Origin of the sequence: Citricoccus sp. I39-566, from assembly GCF_031432995.1 — a bacterium.
Lineage (GTDB): Bacteria > Actinomycetota > Actinomycetes > Actinomycetales > Micrococcaceae > Citricoccus > Citricoccus nitrophenolicus_A.
The window spans coordinates 1,325,086-1,346,928 of record NZ_CP133842.1 but is presented as its reverse complement, the minus strand read 5'-3'; the positions used below and the strand labels follow the sequence as shown (position 1 = coordinate 1,346,928).

At 67.6% G+C, this 21,843-nt stretch carries 11 protein-coding genes, 1 tRNA gene, 3 rRNA genes and 1 pseudogene; 8 read left to right on the top strand and 8 right to left on the bottom strand.

Annotated elements, in window-relative coordinates; all coding sequences use genetic code 11:
* Nucleotides 1-147: 147 nt before the first annotated feature.
* The 7 genes and pseudogenes from RE421_RS06270 to RE421_RS06240 all read left to right on the top strand — a co-directional run bounded on the left by RE421_RS06270 (nucleotide 148) and on the right by RE421_RS06240 (nucleotide 5,836).
* On the top strand, nucleotides 148-1,041 hold the full coding sequence (locus tag RE421_RS06270) for a fumarylacetoacetate hydrolase family protein (RefSeq protein WP_309816001.1): 894 nt from the start codon (nucleotides 148-150) through the stop codon (nucleotides 1,039-1,041).
* The gene (gene rraA, locus RE421_RS06265) at nucleotides 1,038-1,508 is read left to right on the top strand and encodes a ribonuclease E activity regulator RraA (RefSeq protein ID WP_309815998.1); all 471 of its coding nucleotides are present in this window, start codon (nucleotides 1,038-1,040) and stop codon (nucleotides 1,506-1,508) included. The genes RE421_RS06270 and rraA overlap by 4 nt, the downstream gene beginning before the upstream one ends.
* The gene (locus tag RE421_RS06260) at nucleotides 1,505-2,188 is read left to right on the top strand and encodes an NAD(P)-binding domain-containing protein (RefSeq protein ID WP_309815996.1); all 684 of its coding nucleotides are present in this window, start codon (nucleotides 1,505-1,507) and stop codon (nucleotides 2,186-2,188) included. The genes rraA and RE421_RS06260 overlap by 4 nt, the downstream gene beginning before the upstream one ends.
* A 26-nt stretch (nucleotides 2,189-2,214) precedes the next feature.
* Nucleotides 2,215-3,723: a DUF5129 domain-containing protein gene (locus tag RE421_RS06255; RefSeq protein WP_309815993.1), complete on the top strand. Its 1,509-nt coding sequence runs from the start codon at nucleotides 2,215-2,217 to the stop codon at nucleotides 3,721-3,723.
* 39 nt (nucleotides 3,724-3,762) lie between these two features.
* Nucleotides 3,763-4,287 carry a carboxymuconolactone decarboxylase family protein gene (locus tag RE421_RS06250; protein ID WP_309815991.1) on the top strand — a complete coding sequence of 175 codons (525 nt, stop codon included), beginning with the start codon at nucleotides 3,763-3,765 and terminating at the stop codon, nucleotides 4,285-4,287.
* A 10-nt stretch (nucleotides 4,288-4,297) separates the two neighbouring features.
* A pseudogene (locus RE421_RS06245) lies at nucleotides 4,298-5,437 on the top strand (pirin family protein); the annotation flags it as partial.
* Nucleotides 5,423-5,836: a GNAT family N-acetyltransferase gene (locus tag RE421_RS06240; RefSeq protein WP_309817131.1), complete on the top strand. Its 414-nt coding sequence runs from the start codon at nucleotides 5,423-5,425 to the stop codon at nucleotides 5,834-5,836. The pseudogene RE421_RS06245 and the gene RE421_RS06240, both read left to right, overlap by 15 nt.
* Before the next feature lie 79 nt (nucleotides 5,837-5,915).
* Here RE421_RS06240 and RE421_RS06235 read toward each other — a convergent pair.
* Nucleotides 5,916-5,992 (bottom strand) — tRNA-Pro (locus tag RE421_RS06235).
* A 166-nt stretch (nucleotides 5,993-6,158) separates the two neighbouring features.
* Here RE421_RS06235 and RE421_RS06230 point away from each other — a divergent pair.
* A complete protein-coding gene (locus RE421_RS06230) occupies nucleotides 6,159-6,809 on the top strand; it encodes a hypothetical protein (protein WP_309815988.1) in 651 nt (216 codons plus the stop codon).
* Here the strand turns inward: RE421_RS06230 and RE421_RS06225 are convergent.
* The 7 genes from RE421_RS06225 to RE421_RS06195 form a co-directional block, all read right to left on the bottom strand.
* Complete coding sequence (locus tag RE421_RS06225) at nucleotides 6,806-7,432, bottom strand: hypothetical protein (RefSeq protein WP_309815985.1); 627 nt, start codon at nucleotides 7,430-7,432, stop codon at nucleotides 6,806-6,808. The two genes, RE421_RS06230 and RE421_RS06225, sit on opposite strands and share 4 nt — an antisense overlap.
* 111 nt (nucleotides 7,433-7,543) lie before the next feature.
* Nucleotides 7,544-7,660: ribosomal RNA gene (gene rrf / locus RE421_RS06220) — 5S ribosomal RNA — on the bottom strand.
* A 201-nt stretch (nucleotides 7,661-7,861) separates the two neighbouring features.
* Nucleotides 7,862-10,970 (bottom strand): 23S ribosomal RNA (locus RE421_RS06215).
* 626 nt (nucleotides 10,971-11,596) lie between these two features.
* Nucleotides 11,597-13,122: ribosomal RNA gene (locus RE421_RS06210) — 16S ribosomal RNA — on the bottom strand.
* Together the 16S, 23S and 5S rRNA genes form the textbook arrangement of a ribosomal RNA operon.
* Before the next feature lie 687 nt (nucleotides 13,123-13,809).
* The gene (glgB, locus tag RE421_RS06205) at nucleotides 13,810-17,706 is read right to left on the bottom strand and encodes a 1,4-alpha-glucan branching protein GlgB (RefSeq protein ID WP_309815983.1); all 3,897 of its coding nucleotides are present in this window, start codon (nucleotides 17,704-17,706) and stop codon (nucleotides 13,810-13,812) included.
* Entirely contained in the window at nucleotides 17,703-19,520 is a 1,818-nt protein-coding gene (treS, locus tag RE421_RS06200; RefSeq protein WP_309815980.1) for a maltose alpha-D-glucosyltransferase, read from the bottom strand. The genes glgB and treS overlap by 4 nt, the downstream gene beginning before the upstream one ends.
* Nucleotides 19,520-21,628: an alpha-1,4-glucan--maltose-1-phosphate maltosyltransferase gene (locus RE421_RS06195; protein ID WP_309815978.1), complete on the bottom strand. Its 2,109-nt coding sequence runs from the start codon at nucleotides 21,626-21,628 to the stop codon at nucleotides 19,520-19,522. Before RE421_RS06195 ends, treS begins: the two co-directional genes overlap by 1 nt.
* Nucleotides 21,629-21,843: the final 215 nt, after the last annotated feature.

Sequence of the window (21,843 nt, the reverse complement as noted above, 5' to 3'; positions counted from 1 at the left end):
TATTCCCTCCTCCTGCCACCGGAGGCATGATAACCGCTCCAGAATGCCACAGGGTGTCCACGCTCACAACGGTGGTAGGTCCTGACGACGGCAGCGTCCGGTTCACGCCGGTCGGTGGAGGCGGGCCGGGTGTGATGGGATAGGCCCATGAAGCTCTGCACCTATCGACTGCCCGGCTCGGACCCAGAGACCCCGGGCGCGACCTTCGCCGCCCTGGTCACGGAGACGGACGGCTCCCGGGCCACCGCCGCCGTCGAGCTGGAGGGCGTGATCGATGTCGGCGACTTCCTGTCCCTGCCGGAACCGCACCGCACCGGGATGGTGGACGCCGCGCTGGCCGCCGCCGCCGAGGACCCCACGCGGGTGCTCGACGCCACCGGACTGGAGCCGGCCACCCTCATCCCGTTCCCCACCAAGGTGTTCTGCATCGGCCTGAACTACCGCAACCACATCCTCGAGACCGGACTGGAGCTGCCGGAGCACCCGGCGGTCTTCACCAAGTTCGCCCAGTCGCTGACCGGCCCCACGGACCCGATCGAGGTGCCGGCCGAGGACCACCGGCTCGACTGGGAGGGCGAGCTGTGCGTGGTCATCGGCGAGCCCGGCCGGCGGATCCCCGAGGACCAGGCCGCCGCCCACATCGCCGGCTACGCGGTGTCCAACGACGTCTCCGTCCGCGGCTACCAGGGCCGCACCACCGAATGGACCCAGGGCAAGGTCTGGGAGGGCTCCACGCCGATCGGACCCTGGCTGGTCACACCGGACGAGTTCACCCCCGGCGCCAGGATCACCACCCGCGTCAACGGCGAGGTCATGCAGGAGGACTCCACGGGGGACCTCGTGTTCGGCGCCGAGAAGCTCGTCTCCTACCTCTCGGACCTGGTCACCCTGCTGCCCGGTGACCTCATCCTCACCGGCACGCCCGCGGGCGTCGCGCTGGCCCGGAAGAACGACGACGGCCGGCGGCCCTGGCTGCGGGCCGGCGATGTGCTGGAGACCGAGATCGAGGGACTGGGCCTGCAGCGGAACGAGATCCGGTGACGGACACCTTCACCACCTGCGACCTCTTCGACGCGGACGAGTCCCTGCAGTCCTGCTCGGTGCCGTTCCAAGACCTCGGCGCCCGGACCCGCTTCACCGGCCCAGTCCGGACCATCCGCTGCCACCGGGACAACGGCCTGGTCAAGCAGACCCTGAACGCCCCCGGCCAGGGCGCGGTGCTCGTGGTGGACGGCGGCGGCTCCCTCGAGTCCGCCCTGATGGGCGACCAGATCGCCGCGGCAGCCGTGCGCAACGGCTGGGCCGGCGTGGTCATCCACGGCGCCATCCGGGACCGGGCCGTGGTGGCCACCCTGGACCTCGGGGTGAAGGCCCTGGGCTCCAACCCCCGCAAGTCCGCCAAGGACGGCGCCGGGGAGGCGGACGTGCCGCTGGAGTTCGGCGGGGTGGTCTTCACCCCCGGGGCCACCCTGTGGGCCGACGAGGACGGGATCCTCGTCACGCCGTGACCTCAGCACCTATTCCACCGCCGCCGGTGCTCACCATCCTCGGGGCCGGCCGGGCCGGCACCGCGCTGGCCCGCGCGGCCGCCTCCGCCGGGCTGGACGTGCGGATCGCCGCCAGCCGCCCGCCCACGGCCCTGCGCCTGCACCTGGCGCAGTACGCGCCCCGGGCCACGGCCGTGGCGGCCCCGGAGGTGGCCGGGGCGCCGCTCGTGGTCCTCATGGTCCCGCAGGAGGACCTCGACTCCGTGGATCCCGGCTGGCTGCGCGGCACGGTCCTGGTGGACGCCACCAACCGGTGGGGCGGCGAACCGCTGCCGGCCTGGTTCCAGTCCGGGCTCGACGCCGGCCAGTCCAGCTCCGAGGCGATCGCCGGCCGGTTCGCGGACGCCACGGTGGTGAAGGCCCTGAACCACATCAGCCACTGGGACCTGGACACCGCCGGCCGGCGCGGGCTGGGATCGACCCCGGGAGATCCGGGCCGACGCGGGCTGGGAGTGGCCGCGGACAGCGCGTCGGCCGCGGCCGCCGTCGGGCAGCTGGTCCTGCGGCTTGGCCTGGCCCCGGTGTTCCTGCCCTCGCTGGCCGCCGGCCGGGTCCTGGAGCCGGACGGCCCCGTCTTCAACCGCCCCGTCTCCGGTCCCGAGCTGGCGAGGCTGACCGGCGGTACTGTGGGAGCCGACTGACCCGACCACACCGCAGGGGGCGCCCGATGCCGACCGACACCGTCCGCAGTCTCATCCGACCGGCCGCCGGCTGGTTGCTCCGACTGGGCCTGTTCCTGGGTTCCCTCGGCCTGCTGGCCGCCGTGCCGGCCACCCTGCTGGCCGGTGCCGCCCCGGCTCAGGCCGCGCCCGAGGAGCTCGTGCTCGCGGACGAGGCCGGCGTCATCCACGAGCCGACCCTCCGGGAGGGCCTGGCGGACGTCGACTTCCACGAGCCCACCACCGTGGTCGTCTGGACGCAGCGCGGCGAGGCCGAGTCGAACCTGAACGAGCGGCTGCTCGCCGATGCCCGTGAGAACCACCCCGAGTGGATCAGCGAGGACGGGCAGAAGTGGGCGGACGGGCTGTTCATCTACGCGATCGACCCGCAGGGCCGGCTGCAGGGCGTCTACTTCGGCGAGGACCGCAAGGTCGGCCTGAGCACCCAGGAGGACATCCAGGAGGACGCGGTCGAGTCGCTGCAGGAGGCCAATTGGACCCAGGCCGCCCTCGACGCCACCGAGTCCGCCGCCACCGTGATGAACCGCCCCTGGTACCAGCACCCCGGGATCTGGGTCGGCGGGATCATCGTGGTGATCATGGGCGGCATCTTCGGCGGTGCCGTGGTGGCCGGCCGGAAGAAGGCACGCCGGACGGCGCAGGAGGACCTGGACCGCGGGAACCGGGCCTTCGCCAACGTCAGCACCGACCTCGAGGCCACCGAGCTCAACGCCAACACCGTCCCGGAGGACTCCCGCTACGGGGCCCAGGTGCTCGAGCGGTACCGGACCTTCCACGAGCGCTACCTGGTGGCGGCCCGGGAGAACGACCGGCTCTCCGGGATCCCGGCCCAGAGACTGCACCGGAAAGAGCACCGTGAGGCGATCACGGCGTACCGGGAGACCGCGGAGGAGCTCGACCAGCTCGATGACACGGTGGCCAGCACGAACACCCTGCTGAACAGGTACCCGGGGTGGCCCGAGGCCTGGGACCTGCAGACCGCCCCGATGCGCGAGGACCTCGGTCAGATCGACGACCTCGTCTCCGGGCAGAGCAAGCTCACGGCGGCCCAGTTGACACCCCTGCGGTCCTTCAAGCCCGAGGCCGAGCGTGAGCTGGAGCGCCTGGGCGCGGGGTTGCAGACCGGAGAGCTCTCCCCCGATGACGCCCTGGACGGCCTCGCCGCGCTGCGCTCCCGGCTGACCGAGCTGCTGGACCAGTTCTCCGCCGCCCAGATCGCCTCCTTCGCGACGTCCGACGCCGAGCGTTCGACCCTGGAGGGTCAGATGCGCCGGGAACGGGAGCGCGCCTCCCGACGCCCCGGCTCCATCCTGGACACCGTCCACCAGCCCGGGTGGTTCTGGACGGCCACCGCCTACCACATCGGCTTCACCTCCGGGCAGTCCTCCGTGGTGCACGCCCGCGAGCAGGCCGCCTCCTCCTCGTCCGGCTCCACCACCGGCTACGGCAGCTCCGGGGGCAGCTTCTCCGGCGCCGGCTCCTCCTCGAGCTTCTGAGCCGGGAATGACCGCACGCACGGCAGGGTTGGCACGGGTATGAGCACCGCAGAACGCACCGTCGCGCAGGACGCTGGCCGCGACGGACGGCAGGATCCGCTGTCCTTCTACCTCGACAAGTCCGATCCTGCCGCCTGGAAGGCCGTGGTTGGGCTGTCCCTCGCGGCGAAGAACGCCGCGGCGGCCGCCGGGCTGGACGATCAGCTGGTGGAGCTGGTGAACCTGCGGATCTCCCAGATCAACGGCTGCGCCTACTGCCTCGGGGTGCACACCCGCAAGGGGATCGAGGCCGGCCTGGACGCCCAGCGCCTCGGCCTGCTGGCCGCGTGGCGGGAGGCCGAGGCCCTGTACAGCGAGACGGAGCGGGCCGCCCTGGACCTCGCCGAGACGGTGACCGAGCTGCCGGGCCAGGAGGACCAGCACGTCAGCCAGCTGATGAGCCACCACGCCCTGACGGATGAGCAGTACTCCGCGGTCCAGTGGCTGGCCATCACCATGAACGTCACCAACCGCATCTCGATCCTGTCCCACCACCCGGTGAAGCGCCGGGAGTCGAAAGGCTGAGGCAATCACCGTGAGCAACACCGAGAGGAATCCCCAGGAGACCCTGTGCCGCAGTGAGCCTGCCCCCGGGCCCCGGTTCACGGACGGGCTCTCCGACGGGGTAGACCCGCGCGACGGCACCGCCGGCACGGTGGAGCTGCTGGAGCCCCGCCCGGTCCCCCTCGGCGGGCCGCGCGCCATGACCGTGCAGCGCACCCTGCCGCAGCGCGCCCGCTCGCTGATCGGGGCCTGGTGCTTCCTGGACTTCTACGGACCGGACGACGTCTCCGCCACGGGCGGCATGGCCGTTCCCCGCCACCCCCACACCGGGCTCGCCACCGTCTCCTGGTTGTTCACCGGCCGCGTGGACCACGTCGACTCCGCCGGCAACTGGGCCACCGTCCGCCCCGGCGAGGTCAACCTCATGAACGCCGGATCCGGGATCACGCACTCCGAGTTCTCCACCGCGGACACCACCGTGCTGCACGGGGCCCAGCTCTGGTACGCCTTCCCGGAGCACGCGCGCTTCAGCCCGCCCTCCCTCGAGGCACACCGGCCGGAGCCCGTGACGGGTCCGGGCTACTCGGCGCGCGTGTTCCTCGGCTCGCTGCTGGGCTCCACCTCCCCCGTGCGGACCCACCTGCCGCTCACGGGGGCCGAGCTGCTGCTGGAGCCCGGCGCCTCGCTGCAGATCGACGTGCCGGCCGGCCACGAGCACGGCCTGCTGCAGGTCAACGGGGACGTCTGGCTGGACGGGGTCCAGGTCCCCGAGGACCACCTCGGGTTCGTCGGCCCCGAACGGACCCGGATCACCGTCACCGCCGGTGACGAGGCCGTCACCGCCCTGCTGATCGGCGGCGAGCCGCTGAACGAGCAGATCATCATGTGGTGGAACTTCGTGGGCCGCACGCACGAGGAGATCGTGGCCTGGCGCGCCGCCTACCAAGCCGAGATGGGCTTCGAGGTGCCGGGCGAGGACTCCCCGCTGGCCGCCGTCGGGCCCTCCGGCGAGCCGCTGGGAGCGCCGGTCTCCGGCGCGCTGCTGGACGGCACCATCGGCACCACCTACGACGACGGCCGGACCTTCCCGCAGTACGGGGACTTCCCGACGGGGACCCCGGCTCCCATCCCGGCACCGGCGTTGCCGACCACCCGCATGAAGCCGCGCGTGAACCCGCCCGCCCCCCGACCCACCGAAAGGCAGAACCCCATGACCGATCAGGCCCCGACCCTCGAGAACCCGAGCGTCCGGCAGGGCAGCAAGCCCCGGTACGAGATCCATGTGGACGATTCCGGCCAGCCCGCCGGCAAGACCCTCTTCACGGACCACGAGTCCATGGAGGGCGTCAGCCAGCGCATCTTCCCGCACACCGAGGTGTCCGAGGAGTTCGGCGGCCACGGGCTGGCCTCGACGCTGGTGCGCGCCGCCCTGGACGCCTCGATCGCCCGGGGATACCGGATCGTGGCCGTGTGCCCGTACGTCAAGGGATGGGTGGAGAAGCACCCCGAGTACCTGGAGCACGTGGACGCCACCACGCCGGAGCACCTGCAGGCCCTGCAGAGCCGCTGAGCGCCGGTAGCAGGCCGGGTAGCACAGAGACGACAGGCCGCTTCCGGAGATCCGGAAGCGGCCTGTCGAGGTCTCACTCTGGTCGGGGTGACAGGATTTGAACCTGCGGCCTCGTCGTCCCGAACGACGCGCGCTACCAAGCTGCGCCACACCCCGTTGAGCGTGGTTCCACGCCGTCACCGGCCGGGAACCACAGTGATCCATCCTAGACCTCAGAGTCCCGATTATCCAAAACGGACCGTCCCGTGCCGCGGAACTACACTGGGGACACCAACAACCGACGCCCGGGATGGCGACCCGTCCGGGGTACGCAAGGAGATCCGTGGCTACCGACGACAACGGCCCGTCAGACCCCGGGGCGGCGAGGGCCTTCATCGGCTCGCGCCCCAACCTGGTGGGGCTCGCGGCCTTCCTGGCGGTGTTCCTCGCGGTGGTGTTCGCCTCCCAGTCCCCCCTGGCCGCGGTGCTGGCCGGACTGCTGGGCTACGGAGCCGGCTACCTCCTGACTCCCGCCGTGACGAGGACGTATGCCTCAGGCATCCCCGTCCACGGGGCCTCCCGGGAGGACATGGCCGAGCGGCTGGACGAGTTCCAGCGCACGGTCCGCACGCACCGTTCCCGCCTGCCCCCGGGAGCCGACCACGAGCTCTCCACGCTGGGGGCGCACCTGCGGGAGATGATCAACCGCTGGGACGACGTGGCCAGGGCCCCCGAGCAGCGGATGGTGCTGGAATCGGTGGTCTACGAATACCTGCCGAACACCCTCGAGGTGTTCCTGAGGATCCCGGACTCCTCGAAGCCCGCGGCGGCCCCCGAGTGGACCCGCCAACTCCAGGTCCTCGGATCCGAGGTCACCCGCAGCCGGGACGCCGTGCTCAAGCACGACCTCGAGGCGATGCGCAGCAACGGCCGCATGCTGGAGCAGCGCTTCGAGGATGGCGACTTGAGGATGTTCCGGGAGAACGGCCTCTAGGACTGCTCCTCATCCCCCGGCGCACTCAGCGCGTGGCCTCCGGTGAAGCGGGCGAAGGCCCCCAGCAACGCCGTCCACTCCTCCCTCCACGGCGCCGACCCCGTGCCGCGCGCGGACAGCTCCGCCCCGCCGGAGGCACCCGCGGACCAGGACAGGACCACACGTGATCCCTGGGCGGCCGCCGGCACGGCACCCGGAACAGCCGCCGCAGCGGCCCCGGGCCCGGCCGGCTCCCGTCCGAACCAGTCCAGCTCGAGGGCGGCGTCCGTGGCGTCCTGGACGGTGCCCCAGCGATGGATCTGCCCCTCGATGCCCTCCTCCGTCAGCTGGCCCTCCGCGAAGAAGACGTGACCGTCCCGCTCCGTGGCCTTGAGGTCCCGCGGCCACCAGAGGTGGGTGTCCTCCAGGAACGCCCCGACGGCGTCCACGAGATCCAACGGGGTGGCCACGGCCACCGCCCGATCGGCGCGCTCGGAGGCGGCGACGCTGTCCACGACCTCCCCCGACACGACCTCGATCGCGTCCGACGGCCCCTCCGAGCCCGAGGCGTTGGGGCCCGATGCGTTGGCGTCTGATGCGGCAGAGGGTTCCTGGAAGGGATCGAGGAAGAGACTGTGGGGCATGCCCTCCATCAAAGCACGTACGGAGCCCCGACCGCGGTCGACGGGACACCCGTTGACCCGTTAAAGCACAGAAGCCCTGGACCGTGAGGTCCAGGGCTTCTGGTAATGGTTGTCCGGCGGCGTCCTACTCTCCCACATCCTCCCGGATGCAGTACCATCGGCGCAGTGGGCCTTAGCTTCCGGGTTCGGAATGGGACCGGGCGTTTCCCCCACGCTATGACCGCCGTAACTCTTTCACCCATCGGTTGACACCATGCCTCCCCCTCAGACTGGCTGGGGGTGGGTGTCGGTCGTGGGTAGTCTGTGGTTACAACTTGACTGTTGCACTGTTCAGTTTTTTGGGGTTGTTGTTTCGCAACCGCATAGTGGACGCTACGCATCTGGCCAACCCGTGCACCGCCTTGTTGGGGGGTGTTGGGTGTTGGTTGTGTGTGTAAGTTATCGGCCTATTAGTACCGGTCGGCTTCGCAAGTCGTTAGTCCTTGCTTCCACGTCCGGCCTATCAACCCAGTGATCTGCTGGGGGCCTCCCACGGAAAATCCGTGTGGAAATCTCATCTCGAAGCTGGCTTCCCGCTTAGATGCTTTCAGCGGTTATCCGTCCCGAACGTAGCTAATCAGCGGTGCACCTGGCGGTACAACTGACATACCAGAGGTTCGTCCGTCCCGGTCCTCTCGTACTAAGGACAGACCTTCTCAAATTTCCTGCGCGCGCAGAGGATAGGGACCGAACTGTCTCACGACGTTCTGAACCCAGCTCGCGTACCGCTTTAATGGGCGAACAGCCCAACCCTTGGGACCTACTCCAGCCCCAGGATGCGACGAGCCGACATCGAGGTGCCAAACCATGCCGTCGATATGGACTCTTGGGCAAGATCAGCCTGTTATCCCCGAGGTACCTTTTATCCGTTGAGCGACGGCCCTTCCACGAGGTGCCGCCGGATCACTAGTCCCGACTTTCGTCCCTGCTCGAGATGCCTCTCTCACAGTCAAGCCCCCTTGTGCACTTGCACTCGACACCTGATTGCCAACCAGGCTGAGGGGACCTTTGGGCGCCTCCGTTACATTTTGGGAGGCAACCGCCCCAGTTAAACTACCCATCAGGCACTGTCCCTGACCCGGATCACGGGCCGAAGTTAGATGTCCAGAGTGACCAGAGTGGTATTTCAACGATGACTCCACCAGAACTAGCGTCCCAGCTTCAACGTCTCCCACCTATCCTACACAAGCCACACCGAACACCAATACCAAACTATAGTAAAGGTCTCGGGGTCTTTCCGTCCTTCTGCGCGTAACGAGCATCTTTACTCGTAGTGCAATTTCGCCGAGTTCACGGTTGAGACAGCGGGGAAGTCGTTACTCCATTCGTGCAGGTCGGAACTTACCCGACAAGGAATTTCGCTACCTTAGGATGGTTATAGTTACCACCGCCGTTTACTGGGGCTTAAATTCTCCGCTTCGCCTTACGGCTAACAGGTCCTCTTAACCTTCCAGCACCGGGCAGGAGTCAGTCCGTATACATCGTCTTGCGACTTCGCACGGACCTGTGTTTTTGATAAACAGTCGCTTCCCCCTGGTCTCTGCGGCCCCGATCCCCTCCGGAACGCGTGGTTCCTTCAAGGTTGGGGCCCCCCTTCTCCCGAAGTTACGGGGGCATTTTGCCGAGTTCCTTAACCATGATTCTCTCGATCGCCTTAGTATTCTCTACCTGACCACCTGTGTCGGTTTGGGGTACGGGCGGCTAGAACCTCGCGTCGATGCTTTTCTTGGCAGCATAGGATCACCGGATCCCCCACCTAGTGGGGGCCTATCGGGTCTCAGGCTTCACGCCCGGCGGATTTACCAACCGGACACCCTACGCCCTTGGACCAGGTCATTTCCATTGCCTGGCCCGGCTACCTTCCTGCGTCACACCTGTTAATACGCTTGCCTTGCCGGTTCAGGTCCCGCGCTTACCTCCCACGCACCCCGAAGGGTGTCTAGGAAGGCTCGGGCGGTTAGTATCACCGGTTCAGCAGGGGCGGTTCTTCGCCGGTACGGGAATATCAACCCGTTGTCCATCGACTACGCCTGTCGGCCTCGCCTTAGGTCCCGACTTACCCAGGGCAGATTAGCTTGACCCTGGAACCCTTGGTCATCCGGCGGACGGGTTTCTCACCCGTCTTTCGCTACTCATGCCTGCATTCTCACTCGTGCACAATCCACCAACGCTTCCGCCCTGGCTTCACCTCGTACACGACGCTCCCCTACCCAACCAGAAAAACTTCTGATTGCCACGGTTTCGGCGGTGTGCTTGAGCCCCGCTACATTGTCGGCGCGGAATCACTTGACCAGTGAGCTATTACGCACTCTTTCAAGGGTGGCTGCTTCTAAGCCAACCTCCTGGTTGTCACAGCAACTCCACATCCTTTCCCACTTAGCACACGCTTAGGGGCCTTAACCGGTGGTCTGGGCTGTTTCCCTCTCGACCATGAAGCTTATCCCCCACGGTCTCACTGCCACGCTCTGACTTCCCGGCATTCGGAGTTTGGCTGACGTCAGTAACCTTGTAGGGCCCATCTGCCATCCAGTAGCTCTACCTCCGGGAAGAAACACGTGACGCTGCACCTAAATGCATTTCGGGGAGAACCAGCTATCACGGAGTTTGATTGGCCTTTCACCCCTACCCACAGCTCATCCCCTCCATTTTCAACTGAAGTGGGTTCGGTCCTCCACGCGCTCTTACACGCGCTTCAACCTGGCCATGGGTAGATCACTCCGCTTCGGGTCTAGACCGTGCCACTCAAACGCCCTATTCAGACTCGCTTTCGCTACGGCTTCCCCACACGGGTTAACCTCGCGACACAGCACTAACTCGCAGGCTCATTCTTCAAAAGGCACGCCGTCACCCACACCCCCCCAAAAGGAAGGCCAGGCTCCGACGGATTGTAGGCACATGGTTTCAGGTACTATTTCACTCCCCTCCCGGGGTGCTTTTCACCATTCCCTCACGGTACTGATCCGCTATCGGTCAACAGGTAGTATTCAGGCTTACCAGGTGGTCCTGGCAGATTCACACGGGATTTCTCGGGCCCCGTGCTACTCGGGAACATTCTCTAAGCGGCGGAATGCATTACAACTACGGGACTCTCACCCTCTACGGTCAGCCATCCAAAGCTGTTCGCCTATACACCCGCACCTCACCACGACAGTCCGGCAGAACCATCACGAAAAGTCCCACAACCCCGACCACGCAACCCCTGCCGGGTATCACGCGTGAACGGTTTAGCCCCATCCGCTTTCGCTCGCCACTACTCACGGAATCACATTTTGTTTTCTCTTCCTGCAGGTACTGAGATGTTTCACTTCCCTGCGTTCCCTCCAACCGGCCTATGTGTTCAACCGGCGGTCACACGAACAACGTCGTGCGGGGTTTCCCCATTCGGACATCCTGGGATCAACGTCCGGTTATCGACTCCCCCAGGCTTATCGCAGATTCCCACGTCCTTCATCGGCTCCTGTTGCCAAGGCATCCACCATGCGCCCTGAAAAACTTAGCCACACAAGGCCAAGCCCTCAATGAGCACCCACCCCCCAATCCGAAGACCAAGAGGCAGGATTCAAAAGATGACTACATTCTCGGCGCCACCACACACCACCAGGGGGCAGTATGCGATGACAATAAAAATAAGATGCTCGCGTCCACTATGCAGTTCCCAAACAACAACCCGCACCACACCCCCACACCACCAACACCCCCCCCAAAGGAGAGCGCCCACGTGATGCTTCAGCGCGGCCGGAACCAGGACCAGACCCCCCAAAGGAGATCCACCCGGATCAACCACCTCCACACCCCACCACACACCCGAAAGCGTGCAGCAGAGCCGCGGGAAGCGGCCGGTCCTGTTGTCCCAGGACCCAACAGTGTGCCAAGACCCCCATCCCTCCGGATCCAGTGATTCCCCTTCCACACGCCGGCGCGACACCCCAGGCAACACCCAGAGCGCCCATTCCATTAGCGCAGTACTACGAGACCACCAGCCGGTACGACCAGGGCACTATTCATTGATGTTCCACCCATGAGCAACCCGCCGACCCACACGCGGGGCCGCAACGGGCACTACACCTGAACCACAACACCCACCAACACCACGGTCGGGGGCTTGTTTGGCTAGGGGCTCCTTAGAAAGGAGGTGATCCAGCCGCACCTTCCGGTACGGCTACCTTGTTACGACTTAGTCCCAATCGCCAGTCCCACCTTCGACGGCTCCCCCCACAAGGGTTGGGCCACCGGCTTCGGGTGTTACCGACTTTCGTGACTTGACGGGCGGTGTGTACAAGGCCCGGGAACGTATTCACCGCAGCGTTGCTGATCTGCGATTACTAGCGACTCCGACTTCATGGGGTCGAGTTGCAGACCCCAATCCGAACTGAGACCGGCTTTTTGGGATTAGCTCCACCTCACAGTATCGCAACCCATTGTACCGGCCATTGTAGCATGCGTGAAGCCCAAGACATAAGGGGCATGATGATTTGACGTCGTCCCCACCTTCCTCCGAGTTGACCCCGGCAGTCTCCCATGAGTCCCCGGCATAACCCGCTGGCAACATGGAACGAGGGTTGCGCTCGTTGCGGGACTTAACCCAACATCTCACGACACGAGCTGACGACAACCATGCACCACCTGTGAACCCGCCCCAAAGGGGAAAGACCATCTCTGGCCCGGTCGGGAACATGTCAAGCCTTGGTAAGGTTCTTCGCGTTGCATCGAATTAATCCGCATGCTCCGCCGCTTGTGCGGGCCCCCGTCAATTCCTTTGAGTTTTAGCCTTGCGGCCGTACTCCCCAGGCGGGGCACTTAATGCGTTAGCTGCGGCGCGGAAAACGTGGAATGTCCCCCACACCTAGTGCCCAACGTTTACGGCATGGACTACCAGGGTATCTAATCCTGTTCGCTCCCCATGCTTTCGCTCCTCAGCGTCAGTAACAGCCCAGAGACCTGCCTTCGCCATCGGTGTTCCTCCTGATATCTGCGCATTTCACCGCTACACCAGGAATTCCAGTCTCCCCTACTGCACTCTAGTCTGCCCGTACCCACCGCAGATCCGGGGTTAAGCCCCGGACTTTCACGGCAGACGCGACAAACCGCCTACGAGCTCTTTACGCCCAATAATTCCGGATAACGCTCGCGCCCTACGTATTACCGCGGCTGCTGGCACGTAGTTAGCCGGCGCTTCTTCTGCAGGTACCGTCACTTTCGCTTCTTCCCTACTGAAAGAGGTTTACAACCCGAAGGCCGTCATCCCTCACGCGGCGTCGCTGCATCAGGCTTGCGCCCATTGTGCAATATTCCCCACTGCTGCCTCCCGTAGGAGTCTGGGCCGTGTCTCAGTCCCAGTGTGGCCGGTCACCCTCTCAGGCCGGCTACCCGTCGTCGCCTTGGTGAGCCATTACCTCACCAACAAGCTGATAGGCCGCGAGTCCATCCAAGACCGATAAATCTTTCCACCCCCATACCATGCGGCAGGAGGTCGTATCCGGTATTAGACCCAGTTTCCCGGGCTTATCCCAGAGTCAAGGGAAGGTTACTCACGTGTTACTCACCCGTTCGCCACTCATCCACCCCAGCAAGCTGGAGCTTCAGCGTTCGACTTGCATGTGTTAAGCACGCCGCCAGCGTTCATCCTGAGCCAGGATCAAACTCTCCGTAAAAACTTACAAAAGAAACAACAACCAACCCAGCGGAAAACCAGGCCAGCCATCATTCAATCCATGGCAAAACCACCAGCACACACGGGGTGCACGCCGGCAGCTATAACCAATCAAAAAATTGGCATCAACAAACTTGGCACACTATTGAGTTCTCAAACAACAGGCACATGATGACTACTCACAAAGAATCCGGTCAAACCGGGGAAATCTTTGCTTTTCCCATCTGCGGCTTTTCAAGCTTAGTTCTTCGTTTCCTTCCCGTCAAATCGGCGTTTCCGGCGATTCTCTGGGCTAGAACTGAAGTCCCGTTCGCTACTCCGGCTCTCCAGGCCGCCGCTTCAGCGACTGGCTTGTTGCTCCGAAGCAACTTTTCTAGCTTAGACCCGCTCTCGGCTCGGTGTCAAATCCACCGCGCCGGGCTGTTCTTCCGGACCATGGTCCTCAGAGCTGCCTGGGCCTTGCCAGCGGTTCCGCCTGACGGCTTCCCCGGTGCCGCGAAACCCCTCGGATCCCCGGTATTCCGCGGATTCTCGGTGTTTCAGGCCCGGAAGCTTTTCTGGCTTTCGCGCCTTGGCACAAGAGAAGACAATACACAGCTTTGCCCGGCTTCGCAAAATCGGCCGGTCACCTCCCCCGCGGGAGGTGACCGGCCGACGTCGTGCGCTGTGGTTCCGGGCGTGAAGGGCCTTAGCGGACCGGGCGCAGATACACGGTGGCCAGGGGCGGCACGGTGACCTCGACCGAGGCCGGCTGTCCGTGCCACGGCTCATCGGTCGCCACCAGGCGGCCACCCGTGCCGGTGCCGGAGCCCCCGTAGGTGGAGTCGTCCGTGTTGAGGACCTCCTCCCACGCGCCGGTGAACGGCAGACCGAGCCGGACACCGTGGTGGGGGTTCCCGGAGAAGTTGCTCAGGCAGACCAGCGGCCGCGCCTCGCCGCCGGCATCCGGGGCGGACCACCGGATGAAGGAGAAGAGGTTCCGGTCGCCGTCGTTCTGGTCGATCCACTGGAACCCGGCCGGGTCGTGGTCCTGGCTCCACAGCTCCGGCGCTTCACGGTAGAGCATGTTGAGGTCCCGTACCGCCTTCATCAGCCCCTTGTGCTGGGGGGTGTCCGTGAACCACCAGTCCAGGCCGTGGGATTCCTTCCACTCGGACTCCTGCCCGAACTCCGAGCCCATGAACAGCAGCTGCTTGCCCGGATGGGCCCACATGTAGCCGTAGTAGGCACGCAGGGTCGCCAGCTGCTGCCAGCGATCCCCGGGCATCTTGTGCAGCAGCGAGCCCTTGCCGTGCACCACCTCGTCATGGGACAGCGGCAGCACGTAGTTCTCGCTCCAGGCATAGACCAGGGAGAACGTCATCTCGCTGTGGTGCCACTTCCGGTTCACGGGGTCCTCGGCCAGGTAGGACAGGGAATCGTGCATCCAGCCCATGTTCCACTTCAGCCCGAAGCCCAGCCCGCCATGGCTCGTGGGGGCCGTGACCCCGGAGAAGGCCGTGGACTCCTCGGCGATCATCACGATCCCGGGATTGCGCCGGTACGCGGTGGCGGTGGTCTCCTGCAGGAAGCTGATCGCCTCCAGATTGTGGTTACCGCCGTGCTGGTTGGGCACCCACTGTCCGTCCTCGCGGGAGTAGTCCAGGTAGAGCATCGAGGCCACGGCATCCACCCGCAGCCCGTCGATGTGGAACTCCTCCAGCCAGTACAGGGCGTTGGCCACCAGGAAGTTGCGCACTTCAGTCCGCCCGTAGTCGAACACGAGGGTCCCCCAGTCGGGGTGTTCGCCCTTGCGGGGATCCGCGTACTCGTACAGCGGCTGCCCGTCGAACTTCGCCAGGGCCCATTCGTCCTTGGGGAAGTGGGCGGGCACCCAGTCCAGCAGGACGCCGATGCCCGCCTGGTGCAGCCGGTCCACGAGGTACTTGAAGTCGTCCGGGGCGCCGAAGCGGGAGGTGGGGGCGTAGTACCCGGTGACCTGGTAGCCCCAGGACCCGCCGAAGGGGTGCTCCGCGACCGGCATGAGTTCCACGTGCGTGAATCCCTGCCAGGACACGTACTCCACCAGCTGATCGGCGAGCTCCCGGTAGCCCAGCCCGGGCCGCCAGGAGCCGAGGTGCACCTCGTAGACGCTCATCGGGCCCTGGTGCGGATCGGCCGCGGACCGCTGCTCCATCCACGCGGCGTCGCCGAAGGCGTACCGGGAGTCGTCCACGCGGGACCCGGAGGCCGGCGGCACCTCGGTCCAGCGGGCCATCGGATCGGCCTTGTCCCGCCAGTGCCCGTCCCGTCCCAGCAGGGCGTACTTGTACACCGCGCCGACGCCCACCCCGGGCACGAAGATCTCCCAGATCCCCGAGTCGCCCATGGACCGCATCGCGTGCTGGCGGCCGTCCCAGCCGTTGAAGTCGCCCTTGACCCGCACGGCCGCGGCGTTGGGCGCCCAGACGGCGAAGGAGGTCCCCGAGACCTCCCCGCCGGGCGAAGAGTAGCGGCGCACCCGGGCTCCCAGCACCGTCCACAGGGTCTCGTGACGGCCCTCCCGGAACAGGTGCTGGTCCAGCTCCCCCACGGTGGGCAGGTAGCGGTACGGGTCGTCCTGCTCGGCGGCGTCGACCCCGGGGTAGGCCACGCTCAGGCTGTACCCCGGGACGTGTCCCTCCTCGATCACCTCGGCCGTGCCGGCCCAGACACCCTCGTGCTCGTGGCGCAGCGGCACCCGCGTGCCGTCGTCGAGCACCACGGTGACCTCCTCGGCCTGCGGGCGCAGGACGCGGAAGGTCACGGTGCCGGAGTCCCCCAGGTGGGCGCCGAGCACCTCGTGCGGCTGGTGGTAGCGCCCGTGCGCCACGGCGTCGAGCACCTCCGCGCGGACCTCCAGCGGCCGGGTCTCACCCCGCGGGGCGCCGGCCGTCTCGACAGCATCGGCCGCATCCGCTGCTGCGGCTCCTCCGGTTGCTCTGGTTGCTCTGGTTGCTTCGTCCCGTTCCACGGCATCCTCCTGGCTAGTGCGCTGGCTGGTGCGCTGGCTGTGGGGTCGGCCCTCGCCCCGGGGTGGCGGTTCGTCCTCGGTCCTCACGGTAGCCGTCGCCGTCCGGCCCCGCAGGACGTCGCGGGCGGCTGCCACCGGGACGTGGACCCAGTCCGGTCGGTGCCGCAGCTCGTAGACGGTCTCGTACAGGGCCTTGTCCAGCATCAACGCGGCGAAGACCGGTGAGGCGGTGTCCACGGGAACGCCGGCCGCCCGGCCGTAGCCCTCCAGGAAGGCCTGCTGCACCGGGGCCGTCCAGCCGGGGGCGCCGGAGAGCGCCCCGGCGTAGTCGAGGGAGCGCAGCATGCCCACCACGTCACGCAGCGGAAGGTCCCAGCCCGAGCGCTCGTGCGCCGCGCGCAGGGGCTCGCCCTCGAAGTCCAGCACCGTCCAGCGCCAGGGCTCGGCGCCGGCCCCGGCCTGGTCGTCCTGCGAGACGAGGACCTGCCCCAGGTGGTAGTCGGCGTGGATGCGCTGCAGCGGGGGCAGCCCGGCCGCCAGCTCCGGGGCCCGGAGCGAGTCGATGACCGCGCCGACTGGGCCCGCGTAGTCCACGCCCACGGCCTCGGCCGCCTGCCGCCAGCCCCAGGCCAGCCGATCGGCGAGCGCTGCCAGCGCCTCGGCGGCCTGGGGTCCGGTGGTCCTCGTGCCGAAGGCCTCGGCGAGCCCCCGGTGCAGCCGTCCGGTGGCCGCCCCGATGCCGGCGGCCTCCGCGGTGAAGTCCCGGCCGGCGGCCGCGGCATCGGTGGCCTCGCGCCAGGCATCGCGGGACCCGGTGATGAACTCGCGCAGCACGCAGACCTGCCCCGTGTCCACGCCCCCGGCGCCGCCCGCGGCGTCGCCATCGGCCGATCCGCCGCGGTCCCAGCCCGCCGTCACGGAGCCGAACGTCACCGGCACCTCCCGGGAACCGGCGGCGGAGAGCGCCAGGCCGATCTCGACGTCGGGATTGGCGCCCGCAGCCAGCACGCGGAAGAACTTGAGGATCAGCGCGCCGCGCTCGGTGTCCACCACCACGGAGGTGTTGGACTGCTCGCCGGAGAGCACGTGGGCGCGCAGGGTGGCGGCCTCGAAGGCCGGCCAGCCGGCGAAGTCGGCGTAGGCGTGCCCGGCAGAACGGCCGTCCGCGGTGGGCAGCTCGCGGCGCATCATCTCCAGCCACGCCGCCAGGAACGCCGGGTCCTGCGTTCCGTCATAGACCCACCGGGTCCCCGCCCGGCCCTCCCAGCGGCCGATCAGCGCCGCCTGCGCGCCCTCGAGCTCCCGGCTCCGCAACGCCAGCGGGACGGAGACGACGACGGCCCCCTCACCCGAGCCCTCCGACTCACCGCGGACGGTCCCGGCCGGGGTGGCCACGAGCACGTGCAGCTGGAGCTGGAGGTCGCCGCCGGGCTCGGCGGCGCCCGCGCCCTCGTCCAGCCGGATCCCCCCGGCGCGGTGCAGCTCGACCCCGCCGCGCACGGGGAACCAGCGCTGGGCCGGCAGCCATCCGGCCAGCAGCTGGCTCAGGGAGGCCGCGGGCTGCGCCGCGGCCCCGCCCGTCGTCGCCGTCACGGCGTGCCCCCGGTACCCGCTGTCGGCGCGATGACCGGCAGCGCCGTGGTGTAGGGGTTGGGCCGGTCGGCCAGGTCGGCCGCCTCTCCCGGGACGGCGCCCGGCATCAGCTCCGGCCCGGTGCGCAGTCGCAGCCAGTAGAAGCCGTGACCGGGCAGGGTGACGGGGAGCCGACCGTCCTCGCCGATGTCCAGGAACGGCCGGCCACCGAAGACGTCCCGCAGTCCGCGTCCCTCGTAGCCGGGCACGGTCAGCCAGGTCGCCACCGGTTCGGGGGCGAGGTTGAACACGCACAGGACGGTCTCCGGGTAGTGCTCCCCGCTCTGGGCCGCCGGCAGGTCCCGCACGAAGGCCAGGACCTGTTCCGCCTGGGCCTGGACCACCGTGAAGTCGCCCAGCCCGAACACGGGGTGCCGCTTGCGGATGGCCAGGGTCTCCCGGACCCAGTGCAGCAGGGAGCCGTTGGAGGCCAGCTGCGCCTCCACGTTGACGTGGTTGTAGTGGTACACGAGCGACTGGATCACGGGAAGGTACAGCTTGCCGGGATCAGCCTCGGAGAACCCGGCGTTGCGGTCCGGGGTCCACTGCATCGGCGTGCGAGAGGCGTCCCGGTCCGGGAGCCAGATGTTGTCCCCCATCCCGAGCTCGTCCCCGTAGTACAGGAAGGGCGAGCCGGGCATCGCCAACAGGAGAGCGTGGATCAGCTCGAGCTCGGAGCGGCTGTTGTCCAGCAGGGAGGCGAGCCGGCGGCGGATGCCCACGTTGGCGCGCATGCGGGAGTCGGGGGCGTACCAGCCGAGCATGGCCTGGCGCTCCTCCGGGGTCACCATCTCCAGGGTGAGCTCGTCATGGTTGCGCAGGAACGTGCCCCACTGGGTGCCGGCGGGGATCTCCGGGGTCTCCGCGAGCGCCTCGAGGATGGCGGTGGCCTTGTGCTCCCGCAGGGCGTAGAAGATCTTCGGCATGATCGGGAAGTGGAAGCACATGTGGCATTCCGGGTCCTCGACGGAGCCGAAGTAGTCCACCACGTCCGCCGGCGGCTGGTTGGCCTCGGCGATGATGACCCGCCCCGGGTACTCCGCGTCCACCATGGCCCGCAGGTCCCGCAGGAAGACGTGCGTGCGCGGATCGTTCTCGCAGTCGGTGCCCTCCTCCTCGAAGAGGTAGGGGATCGCGTCGGCGCGGAAGCCGTCCACGCCCATGTCCATCCAATACCGGACCACGTCATACAGCGCCTCGATCACGGCCGGGTTCTCAAAGTTCAGGTCCGGCTGGTGGGAGAAGAACCGGTGCCAGAAGAACTGCCGGCGGACCGGGTCGAACGTCCAGTTGGACTCCTCGGTGTCCACGAAGATGATCCGGGCGTCCTGGTACTTCTCGTCCGTGTCACTCCACACGAAGAAGTCCCCGTAGGGCCCGTCCGGGTCCGAGCGGGACTCCTCGAACCAGGGGTGCTGGTCCGAGGTGTGGTTCAACGGCAGGTCGATGATCACCCGCAGGCCCCGGGCGTGGGCCTCCGCCACGAGGCGCTTGAAGTCCGAGACGGTGCCGAACTCGTCCAGCACCTCGTAGTAGTCCGCGATGTCATAGCCGCCGTCCCGCAGCGGGGAGCGGTAGAACGGGGGCACCCACAGGCAGTCGATGCCGAGCCACTGCAGGTAGTCGAGCTTGTTGATCAGCCCTTCGAAGTCCCCGGAGCCGTCCCCGTTGTCATCATGGAACGCCCGCACGAGCACCTCGTAGAACACGGCGGTGCGGAACCAGTCCGGGTCATGGGAGATCCCGTGCGTGTGCAGCTGGAACGAGTTGGCCATCAGTCCTCCCGGACGATCCGGAGCACGTGGGCTGGCTCCATGAAGGGGTCCAGCCGGACATAGTTCTGCTCGCCCCAGCGCCAGCGAGCCCCGGTGATCAGGTCCTCGACCTCGAACCGGCCCTCGGCATCCAGGTCCTGCGGACGCAGGTCCAGGGCCTGGGTGTCGATCGAGACGGTGGCCTCGCGCGCGGCGTGCGGATCGCAGTTGACCACCACGATCAGGGTGTCCGCCAGACCGGGGAGGGAGGCGGCGAGCGCCTCGGCGTCCGGCACTCCGGGGAACACGGCACCGGAGGGCCCGACGTCGGCCGGCGCCGTGCGCTGCCCCTCCGGCTGGTGCCGGCGGGACTTGGAGAACACGAGGATCTCCTCGTTGTCCGCGGTGTGCAGCGTCAGGTTCTGCAGGTCCTGGAGCGCCGGGTGGGCGCGGCGGATCGCGTTGAGCCGGGTGATGAACGGGGCGAGGGACTCGCCGCGGTCCTGGGCCCCCTCGAAGTCGCGGGGCCGGAACTCGTACTTCTCGTTGTCCGCGTACTCCTCGGCCCCCGGCCGGGCCACGTGCTCGAACAGCTCGAAGCCGGCGTACACGCCCCACATCGGGTTGGACAGCGCGGCCAGCACCGCCCGGATCTTGAACCCCGCGGGCCCACCGAACTGGAGGAACTCCGTGAGGATGTCCGGGGTGTTGACGAAGAAATTCGGGCGGTAGTAGGCCGGTGTCACCGCGGTGACCTCGTGCAGGTACTCCGCAAGCTCCTCCCGGGTGTTCCGCCACGTGAAGTAGGAGTAGGACTGCTGGAAGCCGGCGCGGCCCAGCGCGTGCATCATGGCCGGCCGGGTGAAGGCCTCGGCCAGGAACACCACCTCCGGGTGGCGGCGGTGCACCTTGGCGATCAGCCACTCCCAGAACCACAGGGGCTTGGTGTGCGGGTTGTCCACGCGGAAGATCTTCACGCCCCGGGCGATCCACAGCTCCACGACCTTCAGCACGGCCCGGCGCAGTCCGCGCGGGTCGTTGTCGAAGTTCAGCGGGTAGATGTCCTGGTACTTCTTCGGCGGGTTCTCCGCGTAGGCGATGGTCCCGTCCACCTGGGTGGTGAACCACTCCGGGTGCTCGGTGACCCAGGGGTGGTCCGGGGAGCACTGCAGGGCCAGGTCGAGGGCGACCTCCAGCCCCAGTTCCTCCGCCCGGGCGACGAATCCCGCGAAGTCCTCGGCGCTTCCCAGCTCCGGGTGGATCGCGTCGTGCCCGCCCTCCTCGGAGCCGATCGCCCACGGCGAGCCCGGGTCCTGGGGGCCGGCCTCGAGGGTGTTGTTCGGCCCCTTGCGGTGCGTCCGCCCGATCGGGTGGATGGGCGGCAGGTAGATGACGTCGAAGCCCATCTCCGCCACCGCTGGGAGCCGCCGGGCCGCCGTCGTGAACGTCCCGGAGGACCAGGTGCCGGACTCCGGGTGGTAGACGGCGCCCTCGGACCGGGGGAAGAACTCGTACCAGGCGCCGCGGCCGGCGAGCGCGCGCTGCACGTCCAGCGGATACGCCGGGGAGGCGGAGACGAACTCGCGGATCGGGCGGGCCGCCAGCACCTCGGCCAGGTCCGGGTCATCGGCGGCGGCGAGCCGTTCTGCCGTGTCCCGGGTGCTGTCCTCCAGTCCGCGCACCGCGCGGGCCAGCACGGAGCGGTCGGCCTCGGAGCGCTCCGGATCCGCGGCGGCCTTCCGGAACAGGGCGCCTCCCTCGGCGAGCATCAGCTCGACGTCCACCCCGGCCTCGATCTTCACGGTGGCGGCGTGGTGCCACGTGGCGAAGGGGTCCGACCAGCCCTCCACGGTGAAGGTGTGCGGGCCCACGGAGCCCGGCCGCAGGGTGGCGCGGTACTCGTCCAGACCCGGGGCTCCCTCGCTCATGCGCACCCGCTGGACCTCGGTGCCGTCCGGGCCATAGAGCACCGCGGTGGCGCCGAGCCGGTCGTGGCCCTCGCGGAACACGGTGGCGCGGACCGGGACGTCCTCCCCGATGACGGCCTTGGCGGGAACGGCTCCACACTGGACGCTCGGTTGCACGCCGGTGACCGGAATGCGCCCGACCTTGACCTCGGTGCTGAACATCGGCGCCAGCCGAGAGTGGACAGAGGGGCTGGATATCTTGGCGGTTCCCACGCGCCTGACGTTACCGCCGGGATGCGGCGCTGGCCACTGATCAGGGCGAAAAGATGGGCCGGTGACGCGGGCGGGTCCCGGCGGACCTCGTGGTGGCCGAGGGTTCAGCCGGCGTCCAGCCCCGCGTCGGCCACGGTTCACCCGCCCGGCTGCCGGGTCACCGC

Excerpts from the sequence above, each read along its gene's own strand:
- treS (WP_309815980.1), bottom strand. The coding sequence starts at position 19,520 with ATGGCCAACTCGTTCCAGCTGCACACGCACGGGATCTCCCATGACCCG.
- RE421_RS06255 (WP_309815993.1), top strand. The coding sequence starts at position 2,215 with ATGCCGACCGACACCGTCCGCAGTCTCATCCGACCGGCCGCCGGCTGG.
- RE421_RS06195 (WP_309815978.1), bottom strand. The coding sequence starts at position 21,628 with ATGTTCAGCACCGAGGTCAAGGTCGGGCGCATTCCGGTCACCGGCGTG.
- RE421_RS06270 (WP_309816001.1), top strand. The coding sequence starts at position 148 with ATGAAGCTCTGCACCTATCGACTGCCCGGCTCGGACCCAGAGACCCCG.
- RE421_RS06225 (WP_309815985.1), bottom strand. The coding sequence starts at position 7,432 with ATGCCCCACAGTCTCTTCCTCGATCCCTTCCAGGAACCCTCTGCCGCA.
- RE421_RS06240 (WP_309817131.1), top strand. The coding sequence starts at position 5,423 with ATGAAGCCGCGCGTGAACCCGCCCGCCCCCCGACCCACCGAAAGGCAG.
- RE421_RS06250 (WP_309815991.1), top strand. The coding sequence starts at position 3,763 with ATGAGCACCGCAGAACGCACCGTCGCGCAGGACGCTGGCCGCGACGGA.